The sequence below is a fragment of the Selenomonadales bacterium 4137-cl genome, from assembly GCA_032334055.1.
GTDB classification, from domain to species: domain Bacteria; phylum Bacillota; class Negativicutes; order Sporomusales; family UBA7701; genus Anaeroselena; species Anaeroselena agilis.
Genome location: JAUOZS010000001.1, coordinates 2,983,461 through 3,007,136 on the forward strand (window position 1 = coordinate 2,983,461; position 23,676 = coordinate 3,007,136).

At 59.7% G+C, this 23,676-nt stretch carries 24 protein-coding genes and 1 tRNA gene; all 25 read right to left on the bottom strand.

What is annotated here, in order from left to right; genetic code table 11:
- Positions 1 to 19: 19 nt before the first annotated feature.
- Positions 20 to 352, bottom strand: coding sequence for a 50S ribosomal protein L22 (gene rplV / locus Q4T40_15640; protein MDT8902682.1), 333 nt, complete (start codon positions 350 to 352; stop codon positions 20 to 22).
- Positions 353 to 373: 21 nt separating this feature from the next.
- Positions 374 to 655, bottom strand: a complete 282-nt coding sequence (gene rpsS, locus Q4T40_15645) for a 30S ribosomal protein S19 (GenBank protein MDT8902683.1) — start codon at positions 653 to 655, stop codon at positions 374 to 376.
- 26 nt (positions 656 to 681) lie between these two features.
- A complete protein-coding gene (rplB, locus tag Q4T40_15650; GenBank protein MDT8902684.1) occupies positions 682 to 1,509 on the bottom strand; it encodes a 50S ribosomal protein L2 in 828 nt (275 codons plus the stop codon).
- A gap of 17 nt (positions 1,510 to 1,526) precedes the next feature.
- A complete protein-coding gene (gene rplW / locus Q4T40_15655; protein MDT8902685.1) occupies positions 1,527 to 1,814 on the bottom strand; it encodes a 50S ribosomal protein L23 in 288 nt (95 codons plus the stop codon).
- Positions 1,814 to 2,440, bottom strand: coding sequence for a 50S ribosomal protein L4 (gene rplD, locus Q4T40_15660; GenBank protein ID MDT8902686.1), 627 nt, complete (start codon positions 2,438 to 2,440; stop codon positions 1,814 to 1,816). Before rplD ends, rplW begins: the two co-directional genes overlap by 1 nt.
- 34 nt (positions 2,441 to 2,474) lie before the next feature.
- A complete protein-coding gene (gene rplC / locus Q4T40_15665; GenBank protein MDT8902687.1) occupies positions 2,475 to 3,116 on the bottom strand; it encodes a 50S ribosomal protein L3 in 642 nt (213 codons plus the stop codon).
- A 13-nt stretch (positions 3,117 to 3,129) separates the two neighbouring features.
- Positions 3,130 to 3,441, bottom strand: coding sequence for a 30S ribosomal protein S10 (gene rpsJ / locus Q4T40_15670; GenBank protein MDT8902688.1), 312 nt, complete (start codon positions 3,439 to 3,441; stop codon positions 3,130 to 3,132).
- Positions 3,442 to 3,615: 174 nt separating this feature from the next.
- On the bottom strand, positions 3,616 to 4,818 hold the full coding sequence (gene tuf, locus Q4T40_15675) for an elongation factor Tu (GenBank protein MDT8902689.1): 1,203 nt from the start codon (positions 4,816 to 4,818) through the stop codon (positions 3,616 to 3,618).
- A gap of 116 nt (positions 4,819 to 4,934) precedes the next feature.
- Positions 4,935 to 7,013, bottom strand: a complete 2,079-nt coding sequence (gene fusA, locus Q4T40_15680) for an elongation factor G (protein ID MDT8902690.1) — start codon at positions 7,011 to 7,013, stop codon at positions 4,935 to 4,937.
- A 40-nt stretch (positions 7,014 to 7,053) separates the two neighbouring features.
- Positions 7,054 to 7,524: a 30S ribosomal protein S7 gene (gene rpsG / locus Q4T40_15685; protein MDT8902691.1), complete on the bottom strand. Its 471-nt coding sequence runs from the start codon at positions 7,522 to 7,524 to the stop codon at positions 7,054 to 7,056.
- A gap of 39 nt (positions 7,525 to 7,563) precedes the next feature.
- Positions 7,564 to 7,938: a 30S ribosomal protein S12 gene (gene rpsL, locus Q4T40_15690; protein ID MDT8902692.1), complete on the bottom strand. Its 375-nt coding sequence runs from the start codon at positions 7,936 to 7,938 to the stop codon at positions 7,564 to 7,566.
- Positions 7,939 to 8,028: 90 nt separating this feature from the next.
- Positions 8,029 to 8,277, bottom strand: a complete 249-nt coding sequence (locus tag Q4T40_15695; protein ID MDT8902693.1) for a ribosomal L7Ae/L30e/S12e/Gadd45 family protein — start codon at positions 8,275 to 8,277, stop codon at positions 8,029 to 8,031.
- A 307-nt stretch (positions 8,278 to 8,584) separates the two neighbouring features.
- Positions 8,585 to 12,529 carry a DNA-directed RNA polymerase subunit beta' gene (gene rpoC, locus Q4T40_15700; protein MDT8902694.1) on the bottom strand — a complete coding sequence of 1,315 codons (3,945 nt, stop codon included), beginning with the start codon at positions 12,527 to 12,529 and terminating at the stop codon, positions 8,585 to 8,587.
- A 92-nt stretch (positions 12,530 to 12,621) separates the two neighbouring features.
- Entirely contained in the window at positions 12,622 to 16,443 is a 3,822-nt protein-coding gene (gene rpoB, locus Q4T40_15705) for a DNA-directed RNA polymerase subunit beta (protein MDT8902695.1), read from the bottom strand.
- A gap of 348 nt (positions 16,444 to 16,791) precedes the next feature.
- Positions 16,792 to 17,169, bottom strand: coding sequence for a 50S ribosomal protein L7/L12 (rplL, locus tag Q4T40_15710; GenBank protein ID MDT8902696.1), 378 nt, complete (start codon positions 17,167 to 17,169; stop codon positions 16,792 to 16,794).
- Positions 17,170 to 17,215: 46 nt separating this feature from the next.
- Entirely contained in the window at positions 17,216 to 17,764 is a 549-nt protein-coding gene (gene rplJ / locus Q4T40_15715; protein ID MDT8902697.1) for a 50S ribosomal protein L10, read from the bottom strand.
- A gap of 238 nt (positions 17,765 to 18,002) precedes the next feature.
- Positions 18,003 to 18,710: a 50S ribosomal protein L1 gene (gene rplA / locus Q4T40_15720; GenBank protein MDT8902698.1), complete on the bottom strand. Its 708-nt coding sequence runs from the start codon at positions 18,708 to 18,710 to the stop codon at positions 18,003 to 18,005.
- 253 nt (positions 18,711 to 18,963) lie between these two features.
- Positions 18,964 to 19,389: a 50S ribosomal protein L11 gene (gene rplK / locus Q4T40_15725; protein ID MDT8902699.1), complete on the bottom strand. Its 426-nt coding sequence runs from the start codon at positions 19,387 to 19,389 to the stop codon at positions 18,964 to 18,966.
- 85 nt (positions 19,390 to 19,474) lie between these two features.
- Positions 19,475 to 20,008 carry a transcription termination/antitermination protein NusG gene (nusG, locus tag Q4T40_15730; protein MDT8902700.1) on the bottom strand — a complete coding sequence of 178 codons (534 nt, stop codon included), beginning with the start codon at positions 20,006 to 20,008 and terminating at the stop codon, positions 19,475 to 19,477.
- A 45-nt stretch (positions 20,009 to 20,053) separates the two neighbouring features.
- Positions 20,054 to 20,272, bottom strand: coding sequence for a preprotein translocase subunit SecE (gene secE, locus Q4T40_15735; GenBank protein MDT8902701.1), 219 nt, complete (start codon positions 20,270 to 20,272; stop codon positions 20,054 to 20,056).
- Positions 20,273 to 20,318: 46 nt separating this feature from the next.
- Positions 20,319 to 20,394, bottom strand: a tRNA-Trp gene (locus tag Q4T40_15740).
- A 28-nt stretch (positions 20,395 to 20,422) separates the two neighbouring features.
- Positions 20,423 to 20,572 carry a 50S ribosomal protein L33 gene (gene rpmG / locus Q4T40_15745; protein ID MDT8902702.1) on the bottom strand — a complete coding sequence of 50 codons (150 nt, stop codon included), beginning with the start codon at positions 20,570 to 20,572 and terminating at the stop codon, positions 20,423 to 20,425.
- Positions 20,573 to 20,798: 226 nt separating this feature from the next.
- Complete coding sequence (locus tag Q4T40_15750) at positions 20,799 to 21,173, bottom strand: VOC family protein (protein ID MDT8902703.1); 375 nt, start codon at positions 21,171 to 21,173, stop codon at positions 20,799 to 20,801.
- 13 nt (positions 21,174 to 21,186) lie between these two features.
- Entirely contained in the window at positions 21,187 to 22,389 is a 1,203-nt protein-coding gene (gene tuf, locus Q4T40_15755) for an elongation factor Tu (GenBank protein MDT8902704.1), read from the bottom strand.
- Between the two features lie 180 nt (positions 22,390 to 22,569).
- Complete coding sequence (locus tag Q4T40_15760) at positions 22,570 to 23,547, bottom strand: hypothetical protein (protein ID MDT8902705.1); 978 nt, start codon at positions 23,545 to 23,547, stop codon at positions 22,570 to 22,572.
- Positions 23,548 to 23,676: the final 129 nt, after the last annotated feature.

The window sequence follows — 23,676 nt, forward strand, 5'->3', positions numbered from 1 at the left end:
TCTTTCCCTCCTTCGCCGCTTAACGCTCTTTTACGACAACCGTCACATGACTCGACCGCTTCAGGATCTTGAAGGCCTGGCCGCGGGAGCGCGGGTGGATCCGCTTCAGAGTCGGGCCCTGATCGGCGTAGGCGGCTGCGACGTACAGCTTGTCGGTATTCATGTCATAATTGTGCTCAGCGTTGGCCACCGCCGACTTGAGCACCTTCTCGACAACCTCGGACGCGACCTTCGGCGTGTGCTTCAAGATGGCGAAAGCTTCGCCCACACTCTTGCCGCGGATAAGATCAATAACAATGCGGACCTTGCGCGGCGCGATGCGGATATACTTGGCAATTGCCTTGGCTTCCATGATAAACCCCCTCTCGGTCGGCTATTTCAGCGACGTTGATTTCTCGGAGCCGCCATGACCCCGGTAAGTGCGGGTCGGCGCGAACTCGCCCAGCTTATGGCCGACCATATCCTCGGTGACATACACCGGCACATGCTTGCGGCCGTCGTGCACAGCGATAGTATGGCCGACGAAATTGGGCAGGATGGTCGACGCCCGAGACCAGGTCTTCACAACCTTCTTCTCATTCTTGGAATTCATGACTTTTATCTTCTTCAGCAGGCTCTCGTGAACATACGGCCCTTTTTTAACAGATCTTGACACCCTACAGGCCTCCTTTCGCTATGCGGTTATTTCGTCCTTCTCTTGACAATAAGGCGATCCGAAGCCTTCTTGCCGCGGGTTTTCGCGCCGACGGCATGCTTGCCCCACGGAGTGACCGGGTGCTTGCGGCCGACAGGCGAACGGCCCTCGCCACCGCCGTGCGGATGGTCGATCGGGTTCATCGCCACACCGCGGTTGGCGGGACGGACACCCATCCAGCGCGAACGGCCGGCCTTGCCGATAGTAATATTCTCGTGCTCCAGATTGCCTACCTGACCGATGGTCGCCTTGCAGTTAACGTGCACCTTGCGGAGCTCGCCTGACGGCAGGCGCAGCAGAGCGTTGCCGCCTTCCTTGGCCATCAGCTGGGCGGATGCGCCGGCGCTGCGGACCATCTGGCCGCCTTTGCCGATCTTCATCTCAATATTGTGGACCTGCGTGCCCACCGGGATATCCTTCAGCGCCAGAGCGTTGCCGACCTTGATGTCGGCGCCCACGCCGCTCATAACCGAATCGCCCACCTTCAGCCCGTTGGGGGCCAGGATATAGCGCTTCTCGCCGTCGGCATAGTTAAGGAGCGCGATGCGGGCCGAGCGGTTCGGATCATACTCGATCGTAGCCACCTTCGCCGGCACGCCGTCCTTATTGCGCTTGAAATCGATAATCCGGTACAGGCGCTTGTGCCCGCCGCCCTGATGGCGGACGGTCAGACGGCCCTGCTGGTTGCGGCCGCCGTGTTTATGCAGTCTCTCGGTAAGCGACTTCTCAGGCCTGTCGGTGGTTACCTCGTTGAAACTGGCCACCGTCATGAACCGCCGCCCCGGAGCGTAGGGTTTAAAGGACTTTACTGCCATTGGTGCCCCTCCTTACCTTATAAGCCTTCGAAGAACTCAATGCTCTGGCCCGGAGCCAGCTTGACGATGGCCTTCTTGTAATCCGGACGTTTGCCTTGAGTCTTGCCCATCCGCTTCATCTTGCCCATCACGCGGATAGTGTTCACATCGAGCACCTTCACCTTGAAAATCTGCTCGACGGCTTGGCGGATCTCCACCTTATTGGCCTTGAGCGGAACGATAAAGGTGTACTTGTTGTCCTGCATCAGAGCCGTAGCCTTCTCGGTGATAAGCGGGCGGATCAGGATGTCGCGCGCATTTGTCATTACGCCAACACCTCCTCAATCTTGCTGACCGCGTCTTTCGTAATCAGAACCTTGTCGTGATACAGGATATCGTACACGTTCAGGCCCATCGAAGTGATGCTCTTCACGCCGGGAATATTCCGCGAAGACTTCTCGACATTCTCGTCGGCCGACGCCATGATGATAAGCGCCTTATCCTCGCCCACCTTAAGGCTGTCGAGCATGCTTATGACCGTCTTGGTCTTGGGCTCCTTGACAGCGATGTCCTCCATCACCATCAGCTCGCCCGCCTGGACCTTGGCCGACAGCGCCGACTTGATCGCCAGGCGGCGGGCCTTGCGAGGCATCGAATACGCATAGCTGCGGGGCTGCGGACCGAAAACCGTACCGCCGCCGACCCAAATCGGCGAACGGGTGCTGCCGGAACGGGCGCGGCCGGTGCCCTTCTGGCGCCACGGCTTCCTGCCGCCGCCGCGGACCAGGCCGCGGGTCTTGGTGGCGGCCGTACCCAGACGCTGATTGGCCATCTGCATGACCACCGCCTGGTGCATCACAGCCTCGTTCACCTCGACGCCGAACACGGCATCGTTAAGCTCTATTTCGCCGGTCTGGGCGCCGGTCATGTTATAAACTGCTACTTTCGGCATAACTTAAGTCCTCCTTTCGCGTCACCAGTTGCGGTTATTTCGTCTTTTTTACCGTGTCCCTGATGACAACGAAGCTGCCCCGCGGACCGGGAACGGCGCCCTTGATCAGGATTAGATTGCGGGCCGCGTCGACTTTCGCGACCTTCAGACCCTGCACGGTAACCTTTTGGCCACCCATGCGGCCGGGAAGCTTCTTGCCCTTGAAAACCTTGCCGCCGCCGCCGCTCATCCGGGAACCGATAGTGCCCGGCTCGCGGTGGGACTTGGAACCGTGGCCCATCGGGCCGCGCTTGTAATTATGGCGCTTGATGCCGCCGGCGAAGCCTTTGCCCTTGGCAGTGCCGGTTACGTCGATGATCTCGCCTTCGCTGAACACATCCACGCCGACCGTTTCGCCTACCTTATACTCGGGCGCGCTCGGCAGCCTGAGCTCGCGGATGAACCGCACCGGCTTCACGCCGGCCTTGGCGAAATGGCCCTTCATCGGCTTGGTGGCCTTCTTATCCTTGATAAGGCCGAACCCGAGCTGCACGGCATTGTAGCCGTCGCTCTCCACAGTCTTATTCTGAAGTACGACGCTGGAGCCGGCCTCGACGACCGTCACCGGAATGACCTCGCCCTTCTCGGTGAAGATCTGCGTCATACCAAGTTTCTTACCCAAAATTCCTTTAGACATTCATGCCACCCCCTTACAGCTTAATCTCGATGTCCACGCCCGCCGGCAGATCGAGGCGCATCAGCGCGTCAACCGTTTTCGGGGTCGGCTCGACGATATCAATAAGGCGCTTGTGGGTCCGCATCTCGAACTGCTCGCGGGAATCCTTATTGACATGGGGTGAACGCAAGATCGTGAAGATATTCTTCTCGGTGGGAAGCGGGATGGGACCCGATACCATCGCGCCGGTGCGCTTCGCGGTATCAACGATTTTGGCCGCGCTGGCGTCCAGCGCCTTGTGGTCGTATGCCTTCAGGCGGATCCTGATCTTCTGTTGCTTAGCCATTGTGTAGCCTCCTTATCGCCCAGTTTCATGAACTGACACTTCTCAACGGGAGTTTCCCCGCAACGCGGGCAACATCCCGTCTCATCGCCTGGGAAAACCGAGTATATACTTTAAAAAACCATATCCGGGCCGGGGCGGCAGGTAGCCGCCCCGCCCGAATCAGAATGCGGGATGTTACTCGCTGATCGCGGTTACGACGCCGGCGCCGACGGTGCGGCCGCCTTCGCGGATCGCGAACCGCAGGCCTTCCTCGATCGCGATCGGAGTGATAAGCTCGATCGCCATCTGGATGTTATCGCCGGGCATTACCATTTCCACGCCCTCCGGCAGGGTCACCACGCCGGTCACGTCCGTCGTCCGGAAGTAGAACTGCGGACGGTAACCGTTGAAGAACGGGGTGTGGCGGCCGCCCTCTTCCTTCGACAGCACGTACACCTCGGCTTTGTACTTGGTGTGCGGCTTGATAGAACCCGGCTTGGCCAGTACCTGGCCGCGCTCGATTTCCTTGCGGTCAACGCCGCGCAGCAGCGCGCCGATGTTGTCGCCGGCAACCGCCGAATCCAGCAGCTTGCGGAACATTTCCACGCCGGTTACGACAGTCGATTTCGGTTTCTCGGTCATACCGACGATCTCGACGGTGTCGCCAACCTTGACCTGACCGCGCTCCACGCGGCCGGTCGCCACGGTGCCGCGGCCGGTGATCGTGAAGACGTCCTCGACAGGCATCAGGAAAGGCTTATCGGTGGCGCGTTCCGGGGTCGGGATGTATTCGTCGACGGCATCCATCAGTTCCATGATCTTGCCGCACCACTGGCATTCGCGTTTCGAGCAGCCGCACTCCAGCGCCTTGGTCGCCGAGCCGGAGATTACAGGAATGTCGTCGCCGGGGAATTCGTAGCTGGAAAGAAGCTCGCGCACTTCCATCTCCACCAGTTCCATCAGTTCGGCGTCGTCAACCATGTCGGCCTTGTTCAGGAACACCACCATCGCCGGCACGCCGACCTGGCGGGAGAGCAGAATGTGCTCGCGGGTCTGAGGCATCGGGCCATCGGCCGCGCTTACCACCAGGATAGCGCCGTCCATCTGGGCCGCGCCGGTGATCATGTTCTTGACGTAGTCGGCGTGGCCGGGGCAGTCCACGTGCGCGTAGTGGCGCTTGGCGGTCTCGTATTCAACGTGGGCGGTGTTGATCGTGATACCGCGCTCGCGCTCTTCCGGCGCCTTGTCGATCTGGTCGTACGCCACGAATTCGGCGCCGCCCTGCTTCGACAGCGTCAGGGTGATAGCCGCGGTCAGCGAGGTCTTGCCATGGTCGACGTGACCGATGGTCCCGATGTTTACGTGCGGTTTGGTCCTCTCAAACTTCTTCTTTGCCATTTCACTAAACCTCCTAAATGATGCTTTTTCGAATACCAGCTATTACCGGGCCGGCTGGCCCGCCGAAGTCTAGAATCGCCTCAACCCGGCGGGCGGACAGGCCGCCCGGCCTAATATCACGCGCCCTTGACCTTGGCGATAATCGCCTCGGAAATGCTCTTCGGCACATCCTCGTAATGGTCGAACTCCATCGAGTAAACGCCGCGCCCCTGGGTCCGCGAACGGAGGTCGGTCGCGTAGCCGAACATCTCGGCCAGCGGCACGAACGACCTGATAACCTGGGCCCCGGCGCGGGACTCCATCCCCTCGATACGGCCGCGGCGGGAGTTGAGGTCGCCGATAACGTCGCCCATGTACTCCTCCGGCACCGTAACCTCGACCTTCATATAAGGCTCGAGGAGAGCGGGATCGGCCTTGGCGGCACCCGCCTTGAAGCCCATGGAACCGGCAATCTTGAAAGCCATCTCCGACGAGTCGACGTCGTGGTAAGAGCCGTCGTAGACCGTGACCTTCACGTCCACCATCGGATACCCGGCGAGAACGCCGCTCTCCATCGCCTCTTTGACGCCCGCCTCGATGGGGTTGATGTACTCCTTGGGAATAACGCCGCCGACGATCTTGTTCTCGAACTCGAAGCCGACACCCGGCTCCTGAGGCGTCAGTTCCAGCCAGCAGTGGCCGTACTGGCCGCGGCCGCCGGACTGGCGGACGAACTTGCCCTCCGCCTTGACGGTCTTCCTGATCGTCTCGCGATAAGCCACCTGCGGCTTGCCCACCGTGCAGTCCACTTTGAACTCGCGCAGCATGCGGTCGACGATAATCTCCAGGTGCAGTTCGCCCATACCCTCGATGATCGTCTGGCCCGACTCCGGATCGGTATGCATCCGGAAGGTGGGATCCTCCTCCGCCAGGCGGACGAGCGCCACGCCCATCTTATCCTGGTCGGCCTTCGTCTTAGGCTCCACCGCCACCGAAATAACAGGTTCGGGGAAAACCATCGACTCGAGGATTATCGGGTGCTTGTCGTCGCACAGCGTATCGCCGGTGGTCGTATCCTTGAAACCGACCGCAGCCGCGATATCGCCGGTATAAACTATCTCGATCTCCTCGCGGTGATTGGCGTGCATCTGGAGAATCCGGCCGACCCGTTCCTTCTTGCCCTTGGTCGAATTGAAAACATAAGAACCGGACTCCAGCTTGCCGGAATAAACGCGGAAGAAGGTCAGCTTGCCGACATAGGGGTCGGCCATGATCTTGAAAGCCAGCGCCGAAAACGGCTTATCGTCGCCCGCCGGGCGTTCGTCTTCCTCGCCGCTGTCAGGGTTGACGCCCTTGATCGCGGGGATGTCGGTCGGCGCCGGCATGAATTCGACGACAGCATCGAGAAGAGGCTGCACGCCCTTGTTCTTGTAAGACGAGCCACACAGCACCGGGGTCATCCTGCAGGCGATCGTCGCCTTGCGGATGCCTCCCCTGATCTCCTCCACCGTCAGCTCTTCGCCTTCGAGGTACTTCATCATCAGGTCGTCGTCGCTCTCGGCGACGGCGTCCAGCAGGTTCTGGCGGTAAAGTTCCGCCTGCTCCTTGTATTCCTCGGGAATCTCGGTCGCCTCGCTAACCTTGCCGAGATCGTCGGTATAGACGATCGCCTTCATCTCAATCAGATCGATTATACCCTTGTAGGTATCCTCGAATCCGATCGGCAGTTGGATGGGAACAGCGTTGGCGCCGAGCCGGCTTTTCATCATATCGACGACCCGGAAGAAATCGGCGCCGATGATATCCATTTTGTTGACATACGCCATACGGGGAACACCGTATTTATCGGCCTGCCGCCAAACCGTCTCGGACTGGGGCTCGACCCCGCCCTTAGCGCAGAATACGGCAACCGACCCGTCAAGCACCCTCAGCGAACGCTCCACCTCGACGGTAAAGTCCACGTGTCCTGGTGTGTCGATGATGTTTATACGATGCCCGTTCCACTGGCACGTCGTAGCTGCGGAGGTAATGGTTATGCCGCGTTCTTGCTCCTGCACCATCCAGTCCATCGTAGCCGCGCCATCATGCACTTCACCGATCTTGTGAACTCTGCCTGTATAGAATAAGATGCGTTCAGTTGTAGTAGTCTTGCCGGCGTCTATATGAGCCATGATGCCGATGTTCCGCGTCTTATCGAGTGGAAACTTTCTGGCCACCATTATCACTCCTTACTCGGACCACAAGCCCGGCCCGGAATTACCACCGGTAATGGGCAAAAGCCTTGTTGGCCTCGGCCATTTTGTGGGTATCTTCTCTTTTCTTAACCGACGCGCCGGTACTATTGGCCGCGTCCATCAGCTCAGCGGCCAGCCGCTCGTGCATCGTCTTCTCGCCGCGGGCGCGGGAATAATTGACCAGCCAGCGGATACCGAGCGACAGGCGGCGGTCAGCGCGCACCTCAACCGGAACCTGGTAGTTGGCGCCGCCGACCCGGCGGGCCCGCACCTCCAGAACCGGCATAACATTCTTGAGCGCCGTCTCGAAAACTTCGAGCGGGTCTTTTCCGGTCTTAGACCGGATAATATCGAACGCATCGTAAACGATGCCCTCGGCCACACCTTTTTTGCCCTTCATCATGATCTTATTGATGAACCTGGTGACAAGCTTTGAGTTGTACACCGGATCCGGCAACACATCACGCTTGGGCACAGGACCCTTTCTTGGCATCTTAACCCTCCTTCAACAGAGAACTTGCTTGCGAAAAACCTACTTCTTGGGGCGTTTGGCGCCGTATTTCGACCTGGCCTGGCCGCGTTTGGCCACACCGGCGGTATCGAGCGCGCCGCGGATAATGTGATAACGCACGCCCGGCAGGTCCTTGACACGGCCGCCCCGGATGAGAACCACCGAGTGCTCCTGAAGGTTATGGCCGATGCCCGGGATGTAGGCGGTCACTTCGATACTGTTGGTAAGACGCACCCTGGCGACCTTACGCAGCGCGGAATTAGGCTTCTTCGGAGTGGTCGTGTAAACCCTCGTGCATACCCCGCGCTTTTGGGGGCATTCCTTCAAAGCGGGCGCAGTGGATTTCTTACCCAGCTCTTCTCTGCCTTTGCGTACCAATTGACTGATTGTCGGCATAAATACACCTCCTTCCCTAAAATGAGTTGTAAATTAATTTTGCCCCTTGCGGCTTTTGCAAGGGGCAAAACGGTTAACACCGGTCCCTTACTAAACCTTAATCACAGCGACAGCCGCCGCACCGACCTCGATGCCGCAGGCCTTGCCAAGCTCGCCCATGCTGGGCGCCGTTTCCACCTTCACGCCGGCACGGGCACAAGCCTCGCGGAGCGGCACAGTGACCCGGTTATCGGCATCCTCGGCCAAAAAGACCAGGCAGGCCTGGCCCTTCTCAACCGCTTTCGCCGCCTGCTTGGCGCCGACGACTTTTTTGGCGTCTTTCAAAGTGCCGATGGGCATGGTCGGTCACTCCTCAGCAGCAAACTGATAGGGTAAAAAAGCCAATTACGCCATGGACACTTTAATATATTATCACCACAACCCAGCGGTGTCAAGAGATTTACTGAGGTCTTGGCAACTTTATTATGCCCACGCCCCCTAGTGTATCATCCCTATACTTTAGGATTGCCTGAGAAGTCCATCTGCGGCGTTGCTCCTCGGCTGCCATCCTCAGCGTACATCGTGTACGCTTCCGGTGTCAGCCTCCGGTGCGCCTTGCATCTGGAGCTTCTCAGACAATCCCGGCATTACATTAGGTTACGTTTGACTATTCGGCCTGCCCGGCCGACATCTTCCGCAGCTTAATGTTGCGGTAGCGGCTCATGCCCGTGCCGGCAGGCACCAGCTTGCCGATGATGACATTCTCCTTCAGGCCTAGCAGCGGGTCGACCTTACCCTTGATGGCAGCCTCGGTCAACACGCGGGTCGTCTCCTGGAAGGAAGCCGCCGACAGGAAGGAATCGGTGGCCAGCGACGCCTTGGTGATGCCCAGCAGGATGGGCCTCGCCACTGACGGCTCGCCGCCCGACTCGATGACCCTCGCGTTTTCCTCCTCGAAGGTGTTGATGTCGATGTATTCGCCGGGCAAAAGCTCGGTGTCGCCCGGTTCCTCGATCTTCACCTTGTGGAGCATCTGGCGCACCATGACCTCGATATGCTTGTCGTTGATCTCGACGCCCTGGGACTTATAAACCTTCTGGACCTCGTGCACCAGGTAGCGCTGAGTATCGCGCAGGCCACTGACCCGCAGGATATCGTGCGGATTAACCGATCCTTCGGTGATGCGGTCCCCCGCCTTGACGGGCATGCCGTCCTTGACGATTATCCGCGCGCCATAAGGAATCTGGTACATCCGCTCCTCGCCGACTCCCGGCACCACCGTCACCCGGCGGATACCCTTGACCTCCTTGATATCGGCCGTGCCGTCCACCTCGGTGATAATCGCCGGGCGCTTCGGCTTGCGGGCTTCGAACAGCTCCTCGACCCTCGGCAGACCCTGGGTTATGTCCTCGCCGGCGACGCCGCCGGTATGGAAAGTACGCATCGTCAGCTGCGTGCCCGGCTCGCCGATCGACTGGGCGGCGATGATGCCCACCGCCTCGCCCACATCCACCATATGGCCGGTGGCCAGATTGCGGCCGTAGCACTTGATGCACACGCCGAACTGCGATTTGCACGTCAGCACCGAACGGATCAGCACCTGCTCGCGGACCTTGGCGACCTTATCGGCCAGCTCCTCGGTAATCTCATCGTTCAAGCGGACGATTACCTCGCCGGTGGCGGGATCGGTGATCTCCTCGGCCGCCACCCGGCCGATGATGCGGTCCCTGAGCGCCTCGATCACGCCCGTGCCCTCGGTGATGGCCTCGACCTCGATGCCCTTGATATTATTGTTGCGGACCTTGACCTCGCGAACATCGCCGGAAAGAATCCCCTCGATAAGCTCCTCGGTCAGCACAGTGTCAGCGGGCACAACCTCTTCGCCGGCATTATTCCTGACCGGCTCGACAGTGCTCTTGCCCAGCATCTCCCGCATCATCGACTCGCGGAGAATCTCCCGCTGGCGCTCCTCAGGCTCGCCCAGCTGGATGGTCTCCACCCCGGCGAACTGGCTGACGTCCTCCTCGGTCTCGACCGACAGGCCGTAAAGCGTCAGGAACGGCACCCCATGCTCGCCGAAAATCTGCAGATACTCATCATCCAGCGGCGTATCGCGGATAGCGATGATCTGGCCGGTGTGGGGACTGATGACATCCTCGGCCAGCACGCGGCCCAGCAGCGTATCGCGCAGGAACGCGATCGCGCTGGCGCTACTTTGGGCCAGGCGCGCCTTCTCGCGCACCAGGTTGATGCCGACCACGTCGCAGTCATCTTCGCGGACGATCACGTCCTGGGCCACATCCACCAGGCGGCGGGTCAGGTAACCCGAGTCGGCCGTCCTGAGCGCGGTATCGGCCAGGCCCTTGCGGGCGCCGTGCGTGGAAATGAAGTATTCCAAAACGGTCAGACCCTCACGGAAGTTGGCCTTGATCGGCAAGTCGATAATCCGGCCGGAGGGGTCGGCCATCAGGCCGCGCATCCCCGCCAGCTGGCGGATCTGCTGGATGTTGCCGCGGGCTCCGGAAGTCGCCATCATATACACCGGATTAAACCGGTCGAGCGAATTCATCAGCGCGGTAGTCACATCGTCGGTCGCCTTGCTCCACAGATCGATGATCTTTTTGTAGCGCTCGTCCTCGGTGATCAGACCACGGCGATACTGTTTATCGATCATATCGACCTGGGTCTCGGTCTTAGCGAGAATACCTCGTTTATCCTCGGGAATCTTGATATCGGAAATAGCGATCGTAATGCCGGCCCGGCAGGCGAAAGCAAAGCCCAGCTTCTTGACACCGTCGAGAACGGCCGCCGTCTTGCCCGTGCCGTAGCGGCGGTAGCACTCGGCCACCAGCTTGCCCAGCTGCTTCTTATCCATCAGAGTGCCAAGATGCCACTGGCCGTCCTTCTGGAAGAAATTGCGCAGTTCGGGCGGCAGCGCCTCGCTGAAGATGATCCGGCCGGCGGTCGTGCTTACCAGACCGTACTCCGGGAACCGTACCCTGATCCTCGCCTGGAGATCGAGTTCCTTATGATAATAGGCAAGCTGAGCCTCGTCGGCGTTGGCGAAAACCCGCCCCTCGCCCTGGCCGCCTTCCTTCTCGATCGTCAGATAATACGAGCCGAGAACCATATCCTGGGTAGGCGTCGCCACCGGCTTGCCGTCCTTGGTCGACAGAATATTGTGCGCGCTCAGCATCAACAGACGGGCCTCGGCCTGCGCCTCGGCCGACAGCGGTACATGGACCGCCATCTGGTCGCCGTCGAAGTCGGCGTTGTACGCGGTGCAAACCAGCGGGTGAATCTTAATCGCCCGGCCCTCGGACAGCACGGGCTCGAAAGCCTGAATGCCGAGGCGGTGAAGCGTCGGAGCGCGGTTCAAAAGCACCGGATGCTCCTTGATGACCTCCTCGAGGACATCCCACACCTCCGGCCGGACCCTCTCCACCATCCGCTTGGCGCTCTTGATATTGTGGGCGTGGCCGGCGTTCACCAGCTTCTTCATCACGAACGGCTTAAAGAGTTCCAGCGCCATCTCCTTGGGCAGGCCGCACTGGTGCAGCTTAAGCTCGGGGCCGACGACGATAACCGACCGGCCGGAATAGTCGACGCGCTTGCCCAAAAGGTTCTGGCGGAAGCGGCCCTGCTTGCCCTTGAGCATATCCGACAGCGACTTAAGCGGGCGGTTGCCCGGTCCGGTCACCGGCCGGCCGCGGCGGCCGTTGTCGATCAGCGCGTCCACCGCCTCCTGCAGCATCCGCTTCTCATTGCGGACGATGATATCGGGGGCGCCAAGATCCAAAAGCCTTTTCAGGCGATTGTTGCGGTTGATGACCCGGCGGTACAGGTCGTTAAGGTCGGACGTGGCGAAGCGGCCGCCGTCAAGCTGGACCATCGGCCTCAGTTCGGGCGGAATGACCGGCACCACATCGAGAATCATCCACGAGGGATCATTGCCCGACTTGCGGAACGCCTCCACAACCTCCAGGCGGCGGATCGCCCGGACCTTGCGCTGGCCGCTCACCTCGCGGAGCTCCTGGCGGAGCTCGCGGCTGAGCTTCTCAAGATCGAGTTCGTCCAAAAGCTTCTTGATCGCCTCGGCGCCCATGCCCACCTTGAAAGCATGGCCGTACTTGTCGCGGTAATCGCGGTACTCGTTCTCGGTCAAAAGCTGCTTCTTCATCAGCGGCGTATCGCCGGGATCGAGCACGATATACGAGGCGAAATAAAGCACCTTCTCCAGCGCGCGGGGCGAAATATCGAGAATCAGCCCCATGCGGCTCGGGATGCCTTTGAAATACCATATATGTGACACCGGCGCAGCCAGTTCGATATGGCCCATCCGGTCGCGACGCACCTTGGAGCGGGTCACCTCCACGCCGCAGCGGTCGCAGACGATGCCTTTGTAGCGGATGCGCTTATACTTGCCGCAGTGGCACTCCCAATCCCTGGTCGGCCCGAAGATCTTCTCGCAGAAAAGACCTTCGCGCTCGGGCTTCAGGGTACGGTAGTTAATCGTCTCCGGCTTCTTGACCTCACCGTGGGACCATGCCCTGATCTGATCGGGCGAAGCCAACCCTATGCGCATGGAATCGAAGTTATTGACATCCAACAAGGGCCTATCGCTCCCTTCACTCTTCAAGCCTTGCTTACCACATCAACCGACTCTGCCGGCCGTTGCCGGCCAGACGGTCACCCGCCCCGCGGTTACTCGTTGTCGTCCCCGTCGTCGATTTCATCCAGATAATCTTCGGGAGAGACCCTTTTCTCCTTCTTGACGGCCGCCGCCTTCTTGGGGCTGGTCTTGCGGAGCGGCGACTCGAAGTCGTCCTCGACCTCGCGCTGACTGGCGGCAGGCTGCATCTCGCCCAGCTCGGCGATAATATCCAGTTCCTCCTCGATCGGCTCGATATCGTCGGAAGCCTCCAGCTCATCGACCATATCGGGCTCAAAATCGGCCATCTTGCGTTCGTGCGGCAGCACGCGGCCTCCCTCTTCGCCGATCGACAACTCCAGCTCCTTGGCCGTCTCGTGGATATCTTCGTCCGACTCGCGGATGAGGATCTCCTGAGCGTCCTCCGACAACACCTTCACGTCGAGACCGATGCTCTGCAGCTCCTTGATGAGAACCTTGAACGACTCGGGCACACCCGGCTCGGGAACATTCTCGCCCTTGACGATCGCCTCATATGTCTTCACGCGGCCGACGACATCGTCGGACTTCACCGTCAACAACTCCTGCAGAGTATACGCCGCGCCGTACGCCTCCAGCGCCCAGACCTCCATCTCGCCGAAGCGCTGGCCGCCGAACTGCGCCTTGCCGCCCAGCGGCTGCTGCGTGACAAGAGAGTACGGGCCGGTCGAGCGGGCGTGGATCTTATCGTCGACCAGATGGGCCAGTTTCAGCATATATACATAACCGACGGTTACATGATTGTCGAACGGCTCCCCCGTGCGGCCGTCGAAGAGCAGCGTCTTGCCGTCGTCCGGCAGTCCTGCGAGGTGGAGAGTGCGGAAAACCTCCAACTCGGTCGCGCCGTCGAAAACGGGCGTCGCCATATGCACCCCGGCCGCGTCGGGCCGCGGGCTGCCGTGGCGGTCGAAATTATACCCTACCTCGCGCAGACGCTCCTCGATGCCCTGATCCATATTTTTGATCTGCATCCCCAGCGTCGCCGCCGCCCAGCCCAGATGCGTCTCCAGCACCTGACCGATATTCATACGGGACGGAACCCCCAGCGGATTCAGCACGATCTGGATCGGCGTACCGTCGGGCAGGAAAGGCATATCCTCCTCGGGGAGAATGCGGGACACGACACCCTTGTTGCCGTGGCGGCCCGCCATCTTGTCGCCCTCGGAAATCTTGCGCTTCTGGGCGATATAAACCCTGACCAGTTGATTGACGCCCGGCGGCAGCTCGTCGCCGTTTTCGCGGGTAAACACCTTCACATCGACGATCTTGCCGGCCTCGCCGTGCGGCACCCGCAACGAAGTATCCCTCACCTCGCGGGCCTTCTCGCCGAAGATCGCCCGCAACAGGCGCTCCTCGGCCGTCAGCTCGGTCTCGCCCTTAGGCGTGACCTTGCCGACCAGGATATCGCCCGGCCTCACCTCGGCGCCGACGCGGATAATGCCGCGGTCGTCGAGATCGCGCAGCACCTCTTCGGCCACGTTGGGGATATCGCGGGTAATCTCCTCGGGCCCCAGCTTGGTGTCGCGCGCGTCGCACTCGTACTCCTCTATATGAATGGAAGTAAAAACATCGTCCTTGACCAGCTTCTCGGACAGCAGGATGGCGTCCTCGTAATTATAGCCCTCCCACGGCATGAACGCCACCAGCACATTATAGCCCAGCGCCAGCTCGCCGTAATCGGTCGACGGGCCGTCGGCCAGCACCTGGCCCTTCTCCACCCGCTCGCCGAAAACGACCACCGGCTTCTGGTTCATGCACGTCCCCTGATTGGAACGGATATATTTCAGCAGCTTGTAGCTATCCAGCCCGCCCTTATCGGTACGGATCCGGATATCGTTTGCCGTGACCCTTTCCACCGTACCGGCGTTCTTCGCCAGCACGACGACACCCGAATCGCGGGCCGCCTTATACTCCATCCCCGTGCCCACCAGCGGCGCCTGGGTCTTTAAGAGCGGCACCGCCTGGCGCTGCATGTTCGCGCCCATCAGGGCGCGGTTGGCGTCGTCGTTCTCAAGGAACGGGATCATCGCCGTCGCGATCGACACGACCTGCTTCGGCGAAACGTCCATATAGTCGACATTCTCGGCCGGAACAACCAGAATATCGTGCTTGTAACGCACCGAAACCCGCGGCTCCACGAACCAGCCGTCCTCGCCCAGCACCTCGTTGGCCTGAGCGATGATCATCTCGTCCTCCTCGTCGGCCGTAAGGTACAGCACCTCTTCGGTAACCTTGCGGTTCTCCTTGTCGACCTTACGGTACGGCGTCTCGATGAAGCCGAACTCGTTGATGCGGGCGAACGTCGACAACGAACCGATAAGGCCGATGTTCGGACCCTCCGGCGTCTCGATCGGGCACATCCGGCCATAGTGGGAGTGGTGAACGTCGCGGACCTCGAAGCCGGCGCGCTCGCGGCTGAGGCCGCCGGGGCCGAGGGCCGACAGACGGCGCTTGTGGGTCAGCTCGGCCAGCGGGTTGGTCTGATCCATGAACTGCGACAGCTGGCTCGACCCAAAGAACTCCTTGATCGCCGCCACCACCGGGCGGATGTTGATCAGCGCCTGCGGCGTGATAACATCGATATCCTGGATCGTCATCCGCTCCTTAACCACCCGCTCCATGCGGGACAGGCCGATGCGGAACTGATTCTGCAGCAGCTCGCCCACCGAACGCAGGCGGCGGTTGCCGAGATGATCGATATCGTCCACGTTGCCGTGACCGTCCATAAGATTAAGGAGATAACTCACGGCAGCGATAATGTCTTCCCTGGTAATCGTCCGGTGCGTATAAGGCAACGCCGGATTGGCCAGCGTCTTGACCACCGTGCCGTCCTTCTGGCGCAGCTTCACCTCGATAAGCTGCCCGCCGGCCCAAACGCCGCTCTTCTCGATCCGGGCGAGAACCTTCTCGTCAACGACCGTGCCAGCCTCGACGATGATCTCGCCGCTCTCCTTATCGACCAGCGGCGCATCGAGCGTCTTGCCCATCAGGCGGCGGCGCCAGCCGAGCTTCTTCGTCAGCTTATAGCGGCCGACGGCGGCCAAATCGTAACGCTTGGGATCGAAAAACAACGTCTCCAGAAGCTGGGTGGCATTCTCCACCGTCGGCGGCTCGCCGGGGCGGAGCCGTTTATATATCTCAACCAGCGCCTCCTCGCGGGAATCGGTATTATCCCGTTCCAGCGTGGCGCGGATGCGTACATCGTCGCCGAAAAGCTCGAGAATCGAAGAACTCGAAGCCCAGCCCAAAGCGCGGACAAGCACAGTCACAGGCAACTTGCGGGTCCGGTCGACCCTCACCGAAACGACCTCGTTCGCGTCCGTCTCCAGCTCCAGCCACGCGCCGCGGTTGGGGATGACGGTCGCGTTATAAAGCCTCTTACCGCTCGTATCGATCGACTCGCCGTAATACACGCCCGGCGAACGGACCAACTGACTGACGATAACCCGCTCGGCGCCGTTGATGATAAAAGTACCGTTATCGGTCATGAGCGGGAAATCGCCCATGAACACTTCCTGTTCCTTGATCTCGCCCGTCTCGCGGTTGATCAGGCGCACGCTGACGCGGAGCGGCGCCGAATAAGTAACGTCGCGCTCCTTGCATTCCTCGACCGCGTACTTCGGTTCCCCGAGCGTGAAATTCTCGAACGACAGCACCAGATTGCCGGTGAAGTCCTGGATCGGGGAAATATCGCGAAATATCTCCTGCAGTCCTTCCTTCAGAAACCAGTTGTAGGAATTCTTCTGGATTTCGATGAGATTGGGCATATCCAGCACTTCGTTGATCTTGGCATAGCTGTACCTCATCCTATTGCCCACGGGAACAGGATTGAACATTAAAGCCTTCACCCCTTAGCCCATTTTCACGGCAACTCACTAAGCAACACATGGCAGGAAACGATAAAATGCGAAAAAGAAGCAAGGTTTATACTGGCTTGCATAACCTTGCTCTTTTTAGCTGATGAGAAAATCCATCCTCCACTATATTACTATTTCCTGCCAACCGGCAAAATATACCGGGCGCAGCCGATAAATTTTTGTGACAGGAAAATACGTACCGCATTTTAAAATGGTATCACATGGTTTTATACCTGTCAAGTAACAATTACCCATAAATGAGAAATCCATCCTAAAAAATATGCGGAGGGCATCGGTCGATGCCCTCCGCGCTGTTATCAAGTCTGCTTACTTAACCTCGACGGAAGCGCCGGCTTCGGTCAGCTTGGCTTTGAGAGCCTCGGCGTCAGCCTTGGAGATCTTCTCTTTAACAGGCTTGGGAGCGCCGTCGACCAGGTCTTTGGCTTCCTTCAGGCCCAGGCCGGTAACTTCGCGAACGACCTTGATTACGTTGATCTTGGCAGCGCCGGCGTTGGTCAGGATAACGTCGAACTCGGTCTGCTCTTCGGCGGCCGGAGCGGCGGCAGCGGCGGCGGCGGGGGCGGCGGCCATGGCCACGGGGGCGGCGGCGCTAACGCCGAATTTCTCTTCGAGGGCCTTGATAAGCTCGGCCAGTTCGAGAACGGTCATCTTCTCGATAGCTTCCATGATTTGCTCTTTGTTCATTTTTCAAACCTCCATTATCTTTCTTAAAAGTAATTTTTGCATTGGGTTATTGGGCACTAGCCTCTTTTTGCTTGCGGATAGCTTCCAGCGCGTACACCAGATTGCTCGGCACGCCGTTAAGCGCCCGGACGAAGCCGGCGATCGGCGCCTGCATCGTACCCAGCAGGGTGGCGATGAGGACCTCGCGCGGCGGCAGGGTGGCCAGCGCTTTCACGCCGCCGACATCGATAACTTTGCCTTCCACCAGACCGGCCTTGATCTCCAGCGCCTGCAGCTTGTTCTCCCGGATAAAATCGGAGAGAACCTTGGCCGGCGCCACCGGATCGGTCTCAGACAGCGCAATCGCCGTCGGACCCTCCAGATACGGATCGAGCCCTTCGATGCCGGCATCCTTGGCAGCGAAGCGGGTCATGGTATTCTTGACGACCCGGTACTCCACGCCAGCCTCGCGCAGCTTGCGGCGCATCTTGGTATCCATCGCCACGGTGAGGCCGCGGTAGTTGGTCAGCACGGCGCCCTTGGTGGCGAGCAGCTTATCCTTTAGCTCGCTGACGACCGCTTTCTTTTCCGTCAAAACTGCCTTTTCCTTTTCCACAAAAACACCTCCTTGCTGATAACATCCAAAATCAAAAAGGCGACCTTCCGGCGTAAACACCGGAGGTCGCCATGGCAAAGCCAATAAGCGCGGGACTCCGGCCTCGGCAGGCGGGGTAACCCCCGTTACACATCTCTGTACCTGCTGTCTACAGCCATCAAATGCGGCTCTCACTTGGAGGAAAGCCTAAAGTTTTTATGGTCAGCCTCTTATTTATACTACACTTCAGAGGTTTTGTCTACTCTTTTTTGCCGCCCTGGGCTTTGAGCGGGTTGACCTTTACACCGGGGCCCATCGTCGTCGACAGGGTAATGCCCCGGAGGTACTGGCCCTTGGCCGCCGCCGGCTTCACCTTGATCAGCGTATCCAGCAGGGTGAAGAAGTTGCCGGCCAGCTTATCGGCATCGAACGACACCTTGCCGATCGGGGCGTGGATATTGCCCGCCTTATCGGTGCGGTATTCGATCTTACCGGCTTTGATCTCGCTTAAGGCGCGGGTGATATCCATCGTCACCGTGCCCACCTTCGGGTTCGGCATCAGGCCCTTGGGACCGAGAATCTTGCCCAGCTTGCCCACCATCCCCATCATATCGGGGGTGGCTACAGCCACATCGAAGTCCGTCCAGCCGCCCTGGATCTTCTCAACCATATCCTCGGCGCCGATAAAATCGGCACCCGCGGCCTCCGCCTCCTTGGCCTTCTCGCCCTTGGCGAAAACCAGCACCGTCTTGGTCTTGCCGGTGCCGTGGGGCAGCACTACCGCGCCGCGGACCTGCTGATCGGCATGCTTGGGATCAACCCCGAGCCTTACCGCCACCTCGACCGTCTCATCGAACTTGGCGCTGGCGGTCTTCTTAACGATGTCCACAGCCTCTTCCGGATCGTAAAGCTTGTTCTTCTCGATCAGCTTGAAAGCTTCATCGTATTTCTTACCGTGTTTCGGCATTGGTAAATCCTCCTAAAAGATGTGGTGATAGCGGAGTGAAACCCTCCCACATTGCCCTCGGCTGATGATAGCCGGCCATCTGCGGCGTACCGCAACGGGCTGCCGCCCGTTCCAAGCGCTAACGCGCCGGGAACTCGCGTACTTAGCCCTGCGCATGCTCGCTCGGCGCACTAAAAAGTGCTGCCGCCGCTCGCATGCTCGGTCCGCCTTACATCCGACCGCCTCTGATCAGCCTCGAACTTTCCACCGTCGACTACTCGACGATGTCGATGCCCATCGAACGCGCCGTGCCTTCGATCATCCGCATAGCGGCCTCGACGCTGGCAGCGTTGAGATCTTGCATCTTGGTCTCGGCGATTTCGCGCACCTTGGCCCGCGAAACCTTGGCGACCTTCTTCTTGTTCGGTTCGCCCGACGCCGTCTCGATACCGGCGGCCTTCTTAAGCAGAATCGCGGCCGGGGGCGTCTTGGTAATGAAAGTGAACGACCTGTCCTCAAACACGGTAATCTCTACCGGGATGATCAGGCCGGCCTGAGCCGCCGTCCTCTCGTTGAACTCCTTAACAAAAGCCATGATATTGACACCGGCTTGGCCGAGGGCGGGACCTACGGGCGGCGCCGGGGTAGCTTTACCGGCGGGAACCTGCAGCTTTACAAGCTTGACAACCTTTTTCGCCATGGTTACACCTCCTTACCCTAAAATGTGGTAATGGCGGGCCTGAGCCCTCCCACTATTGAACCGCCGCGAGGCGGCAGCACACCATCTATAGTTTGTCGATCTGGGTATAGTCCAATTCGACCGGCGTCTCGCGCCCGAACATATTGACAAGCACCTTCAGCTTGCCGCGGTCGGGATAAACGTCGGTGACGGTCGCGGTCCAGTTCTCGAACGCGCCGGAAGTGATCCGGACCACTTCCTGCGGCTGAACGTCGATCTTCTTCGCCTTGACCTCTTCCATACCCATCGACTTGAGAATATTCTTGGCTTCGGACTGGGTAAGCGGAATGGGCTTCGAGCCCGACCCCACGAAACCAGTTACACCGGGGGTATTGCGCACGACATACCACGACCTGTCGTTGACGGTCATCTCGACAAGCACATACCCGGGGAAGACCTTCTTCTTCGAAATCTTCTTCTTGCCGTCCTTGTACTCCACCTCGTCCTCCATAGGGACGAGCACGCGGAAAATCTCGTTTTCCATGCCCATGGAGTGGACCTTCTTCTCGAGATTGGCCTTCACCTTATTCTCATAGCCCGAGTAAGTATGAATAACATACCACTTCTTATCAGATTCCATCGCAGCAGGGCCGCGCGGAGCGGGCCCCCACCCCCTTAGCAGCTATCACCGTCTTAACAGTAACTTCAGAGTCTCGGCAAAACCGGTATCCATCAACCAAATGACAAGTGCGGCCACAATAACAGAAATAAAAACAACCCCCGTGTAGGCGGAGAGTTCCTTCTTATCCGGCCAAGACACTTTTTTGAGTTCGGCTCTGACCTCCCGCAAATAGCGCTTCATGCCGGAGGTTCTTGTTTTAATGGCTGTTTCCTGGGCAGTCACTTTCTCACATCCCTCTCAATACTGCCAGTCACATGCAAAAACCGTGTGGCAGGGGCAGTAGGACTTGAACCCACAACCAACGGTTTTGGAGACCGCTACTCTACCAATTGAGCTATGCCCCTACTTATGTTAATTCAGCTTAATTATAGATTACTTAGTTTCCTTGTGCAAAGTATGTTTCTTGCAGAACTTGCAGAATTTGTTAAACTCCAGACGGTCCGGGTCGTTCTTCTTGTTCTTGTTGCTCTGATAATTGCGCTGCTTGCACTCGGTACAGGCAACGGTAATCGCCACACGCATCGTTTCCACCTCACTTGCTAGTCATAAATGTCGCTAATATAGAGTATCACAACAGTTACGGACATGTCAATAGTCCAGTACACGCATCCGTGTTTGTCATGCCTACGGCGGCTGATAAACGTCGCCTGACGTTATACTCGCTTCCCGACGACCGCGGCGGTCTAGACAAAGAAAGACATGGGCAGGGTTTCCCCTGCCCAATAATTATGCCTAATATAATGGGCGTTTATTCCTGCCTGATAAATGTCAGCAGATAACCGTCGAGGTCGCGGACGGTGAACTGGCGCATCCCGTACTCGGTCGTGAAGACCGGCCTTGCCACCGCGGCTCCGGCCGCCGTCACCCGTTCATAGTAAGCGTCGATGTCGCCGTCGAGCCTCACGTTGAGATCCACGCCCCGGCCCCGCGGCCAGACCGCCGCCTCCATCCCGTACTTGGCCGCGAACCCTGTCGCCGCTTCGAGCATCAACCGCGCACCCTCGTACCCTATCGTGGCGAAAACCGGCTCAGTCGACGGATAAACAAACTCGCGGGCAAACAGCAGCCTCTGCTCGTAATACTCCACCGCCGCCCGCACATCGTCCACCGCCAGCAGCGGCACGAAAGAGGCCACCCTACTCGCTGATCGCGGTTACGACGCCGGCGCCGACGGTGCGGCCGCCTTCGCGGATCGCGAACCGCAGGCCTTCCTCGATCGCGATCGGAGTGATAAGCTCGATCGCCATCTGGATGTTATCGCCGGGCATTACCATTTCCACGCCCTCCGGCAGGGTCACCACGCCGGTCACGTCCGTCGTCCGGAAGTAGAACTGCGGACGGTAGCCGTTGAAGAACGGGGTGTGGCGGCCGCCCTCTTCCTTCGACAGCACGTACACCTCGGCTTTGTACTTGGTGTGCGGCTTGATAGAACCCGGCTTGGCCAGTACCTGGCCGCGCTCGATTTCCTTGCGGTCAACGCCGCGCAGCAGCGCGCCGATGTTGTCGCCGGCAACCGCCGAATCCAGCAGCTTGCGGAACATTTCCACGCCGGTTACGACAGTCGATTTCGGTTTCTCGGTCATACCGACGATCTCGACGGTGTCGCCAACCTTGACCTGACCGCGCTCCACGCGGCCGGTCGCCACGGTGCCGCGGCCGGTGATCGTGAAGACGTCCTCGACAGGCATCAGGAAAGGCTTATCGGTGGCGCGTTCCGGGGTCGGGATGTATTCGTCGACGGCATCCATCAGTTCCATGATCTTGCCGCACCACTGGCATTCGCGTTTCGAGCAGCCGCACTCCAGCGCCTTGGTCGCCGAGCCGGAGATTACAGGAATGTCGTCGCCGGGGAATTCGTAGCTGGAAAGAAGCTCGCGCACTTCCATCTCCACCAGTTCCATCAGTTCGGCGTCGTCAACCATGTCGGCCTTGTTCAGGAACACCACCATCGCCGGCACGCCGACCTGGCGGGAGAGCAGAATGTGCTCGCGGGTCTGAGGCATCGGGCCGTCGGCCGCGCTTACCACCAGGATAGCGCCGTCCATCTGGGCCGCGCCGGTGATCATGTTCTTGACGTAGTCGGCGTGGCCGGGGCAGTCCACGTGCGCGTAGTGGCGCTTGGCGGTCTCGTATTCAACGTGGGCGGTGTTGATCGTGATGCCGCGCTCGCGCTCTTCCGGCGCCTTGTCGATCTGGTCGTACGCCACGAATTCGGCGCCGCCCTGCTTCGACAGCGTCAGGGTGATAGCCGCGGTCAGCGAGGTCTTGCCATGGTCGACGTGACCGATGGTCCCGATGTTTACGTGCGGTTTGGTCCTCTCAAACTTCTTCTTTGCCATATTTCTCTTCCTCCTTAACCCTAGTCGCCTGCACGCGGTAACAGCACTAGTATTTTACAAAACAAGGATATTCTATAAGTGAAGGTAAATTCCTGCATACCCCTCCCGCCAACCTGCCGGCCGCGACGCAAAAAAAGCCCCGTCCGCAGACGAGGCGCAAAAATATGAAATTCACATAAATCAGCGCGGCACCACCGTATACGTCACCAGCACCGTCCCGTACTGATCCACGAACGCAATGCGGACAGGCTTTCTAAAATCGAGGTTCGCCCGATCCACCGCCAGGAAATCGTCCGTCTTGGTCGCCGCCGTATCGCCGTCCCGCGGGCTCTTCGTCCGCACCGTCACCGTCAGGTCGTTGCCGCTCCGCACCACCTTGGCGATACCCACCCCGTAACCCTGCGGCGACACCGAGCCGACATGGGCGAACAACAGCATCTGGCGACCGAAATCCAGCCTGTCCAGCACGGCGCCCGGCACGGTCGTCGTCAGGCCGGCCGGCCGCGGGTCCTGCAGCGCGATCCCGAACGCCATATCGGCCGGATAAACCGCCTCTGCCCAGCTCCACTCGCTAAAAGCGGCTGTCTCGAAAATCGTCGTCCGCTCGGCCGGAGCGGCCGGCACAGGCAGCAGCGCCGCACCGGGGAAAAAGCTGGCCGGCGTATAGGTCGCCGGGTGATTCCGGTCGCCGATCCCGCGGATGGTCGTGATAACCCAGGAGCCGCCGTCCCGCTCCAGATCGACCTTAAACGTCTGCCCGTCGTGCCTTACCCGCACCGTCGCCCTGTTGCCCGTCTTCGACATCAGCGAAAACGAATCGCTGCGAACATCGAAGCCGAACGTCGCCGCATTATCCATCACCACCTGCACCGGGCTGCGCGCCTCCCACCGGTCGCGGTCCCGCCAGTCCCGGTCCCTCCGGTCATGGTCGCGGTCGCGCTCCCGGTCGCGTTCCCTGGCCTGCGCCTCCACCCCGCCGCCCTGGTCCTGCGCCGCGGCATCCGCGGCGCTCTCCACTGCCGGGGCGGGCGCGGCCAGCACCTTCGCCACCGGGAACCCGTGCAGCAGGGCCGTGGACATCACCGCCGCCCCCGCCACCGCGGCCGCCATCTTCCGATAACGGCGCCTCAGGCGTCTTCGCTTCGTCGTCGTATGCATAAATTCCCCTCCCCGCGAGATAGGTTCATTTTTATTCTTCGCATCCGGGGAGAAGGATTTGCAAAGCATATATTGGAATTACCCCCGCGACACAAACGCGACAAAACCCCCGCATCCCTGCGGGGGTTT

Bases quoted from the DNA above. Each gene is read 5' to 3' on its own strand.
- rpmG (MDT8902702.1), bottom strand. From the start codon at position 20,572: ATGCGTGTGGCGATTACCGTTGCCTGTACCGAGTGCAAGCAGCGCAAT.
- rplD (MDT8902686.1), bottom strand. From the start codon at position 2,440: ATGCCGAAAGTAGCAGTTTATAACATGACCGGCGCCCAGACCGGCGAA.
- rplC (MDT8902687.1), bottom strand. From the start codon at position 3,116: ATGTCTAAAGGAATTTTGGGTAAGAAACTTGGTATGACGCAGATCTTC.
- rplL (MDT8902696.1), bottom strand. From the start codon at position 17,169: ATGAACAAAGAGCAAATCATGGAAGCTATCGAGAAGATGACCGTTCTC.
- rplB (MDT8902684.1), bottom strand. From the start codon at position 1,509: ATGGCAGTAAAGTCCTTTAAACCCTACGCTCCGGGGCGGCGGTTCATG.
- rplW (MDT8902685.1), bottom strand. From the start codon at position 1,814: ATGACAAATGCGCGCGACATCCTGATCCGCCCGCTTATCACCGAGAAG.
- rplA (MDT8902698.1), bottom strand. From the start codon at position 18,710: ATGCCGAAACACGGTAAGAAATACGATGAAGCTTTCAAGCTGATCGAG.
- rplV (MDT8902682.1), bottom strand. From the start codon at position 352: ATGGAAGCCAAGGCAATTGCCAAGTATATCCGCATCGCGCCGCGCAAG.
- tuf (MDT8902704.1), bottom strand. From the start codon at position 22,389: ATGGCAAAGAAGAAGTTTGAGAGGACCAAACCGCACGTAAACATCGGG.
- tuf (MDT8902689.1), bottom strand. From the start codon at position 4,818: ATGGCAAAGAAGAAGTTTGAGAGGACCAAACCGCACGTAAACATCGGG.
- nusG (MDT8902700.1), bottom strand. From the start codon at position 20,008: ATGGAATCTGATAAGAAGTGGTATGTTATTCATACTTACTCGGGCTAT.
- Q4T40_15695 (MDT8902693.1), bottom strand. From the start codon at position 8,277: ATGCCCATCGGCACTTTGAAAGACGCCAAAAAAGTCGTCGGCGCCAAG.
- rpsG (MDT8902691.1), bottom strand. From the start codon at position 7,524: ATGCCAAGAAAGGGTCCTGTGCCCAAGCGTGATGTGTTGCCGGATCCG.
- Q4T40_15760 (MDT8902705.1), bottom strand. From the start codon at position 23,547: ATGCATACGACGACGAAGCGAAGACGCCTGAGGCGCCGTTATCGGAAG.
- rplK (MDT8902699.1), bottom strand. From the start codon at position 19,389: ATGGCGAAAAAGGTTGTCAAGCTTGTAAAGCTGCAGGTTCCCGCCGGT.
- rpsL (MDT8902692.1), bottom strand. From the start codon at position 7,938: ATGCCGACAATCAGTCAATTGGTACGCAAAGGCAGAGAAGAGCTGGGT.
- rpsJ (MDT8902688.1), bottom strand. From the start codon at position 3,441: ATGGCTAAGCAACAGAAGATCAGGATCCGCCTGAAGGCATACGACCAC.
- rpoB (MDT8902695.1), bottom strand. From the start codon at position 16,443: ATGTTCAATCCTGTTCCCGTGGGCAATAGGATGAGGTACAGCTATGCC.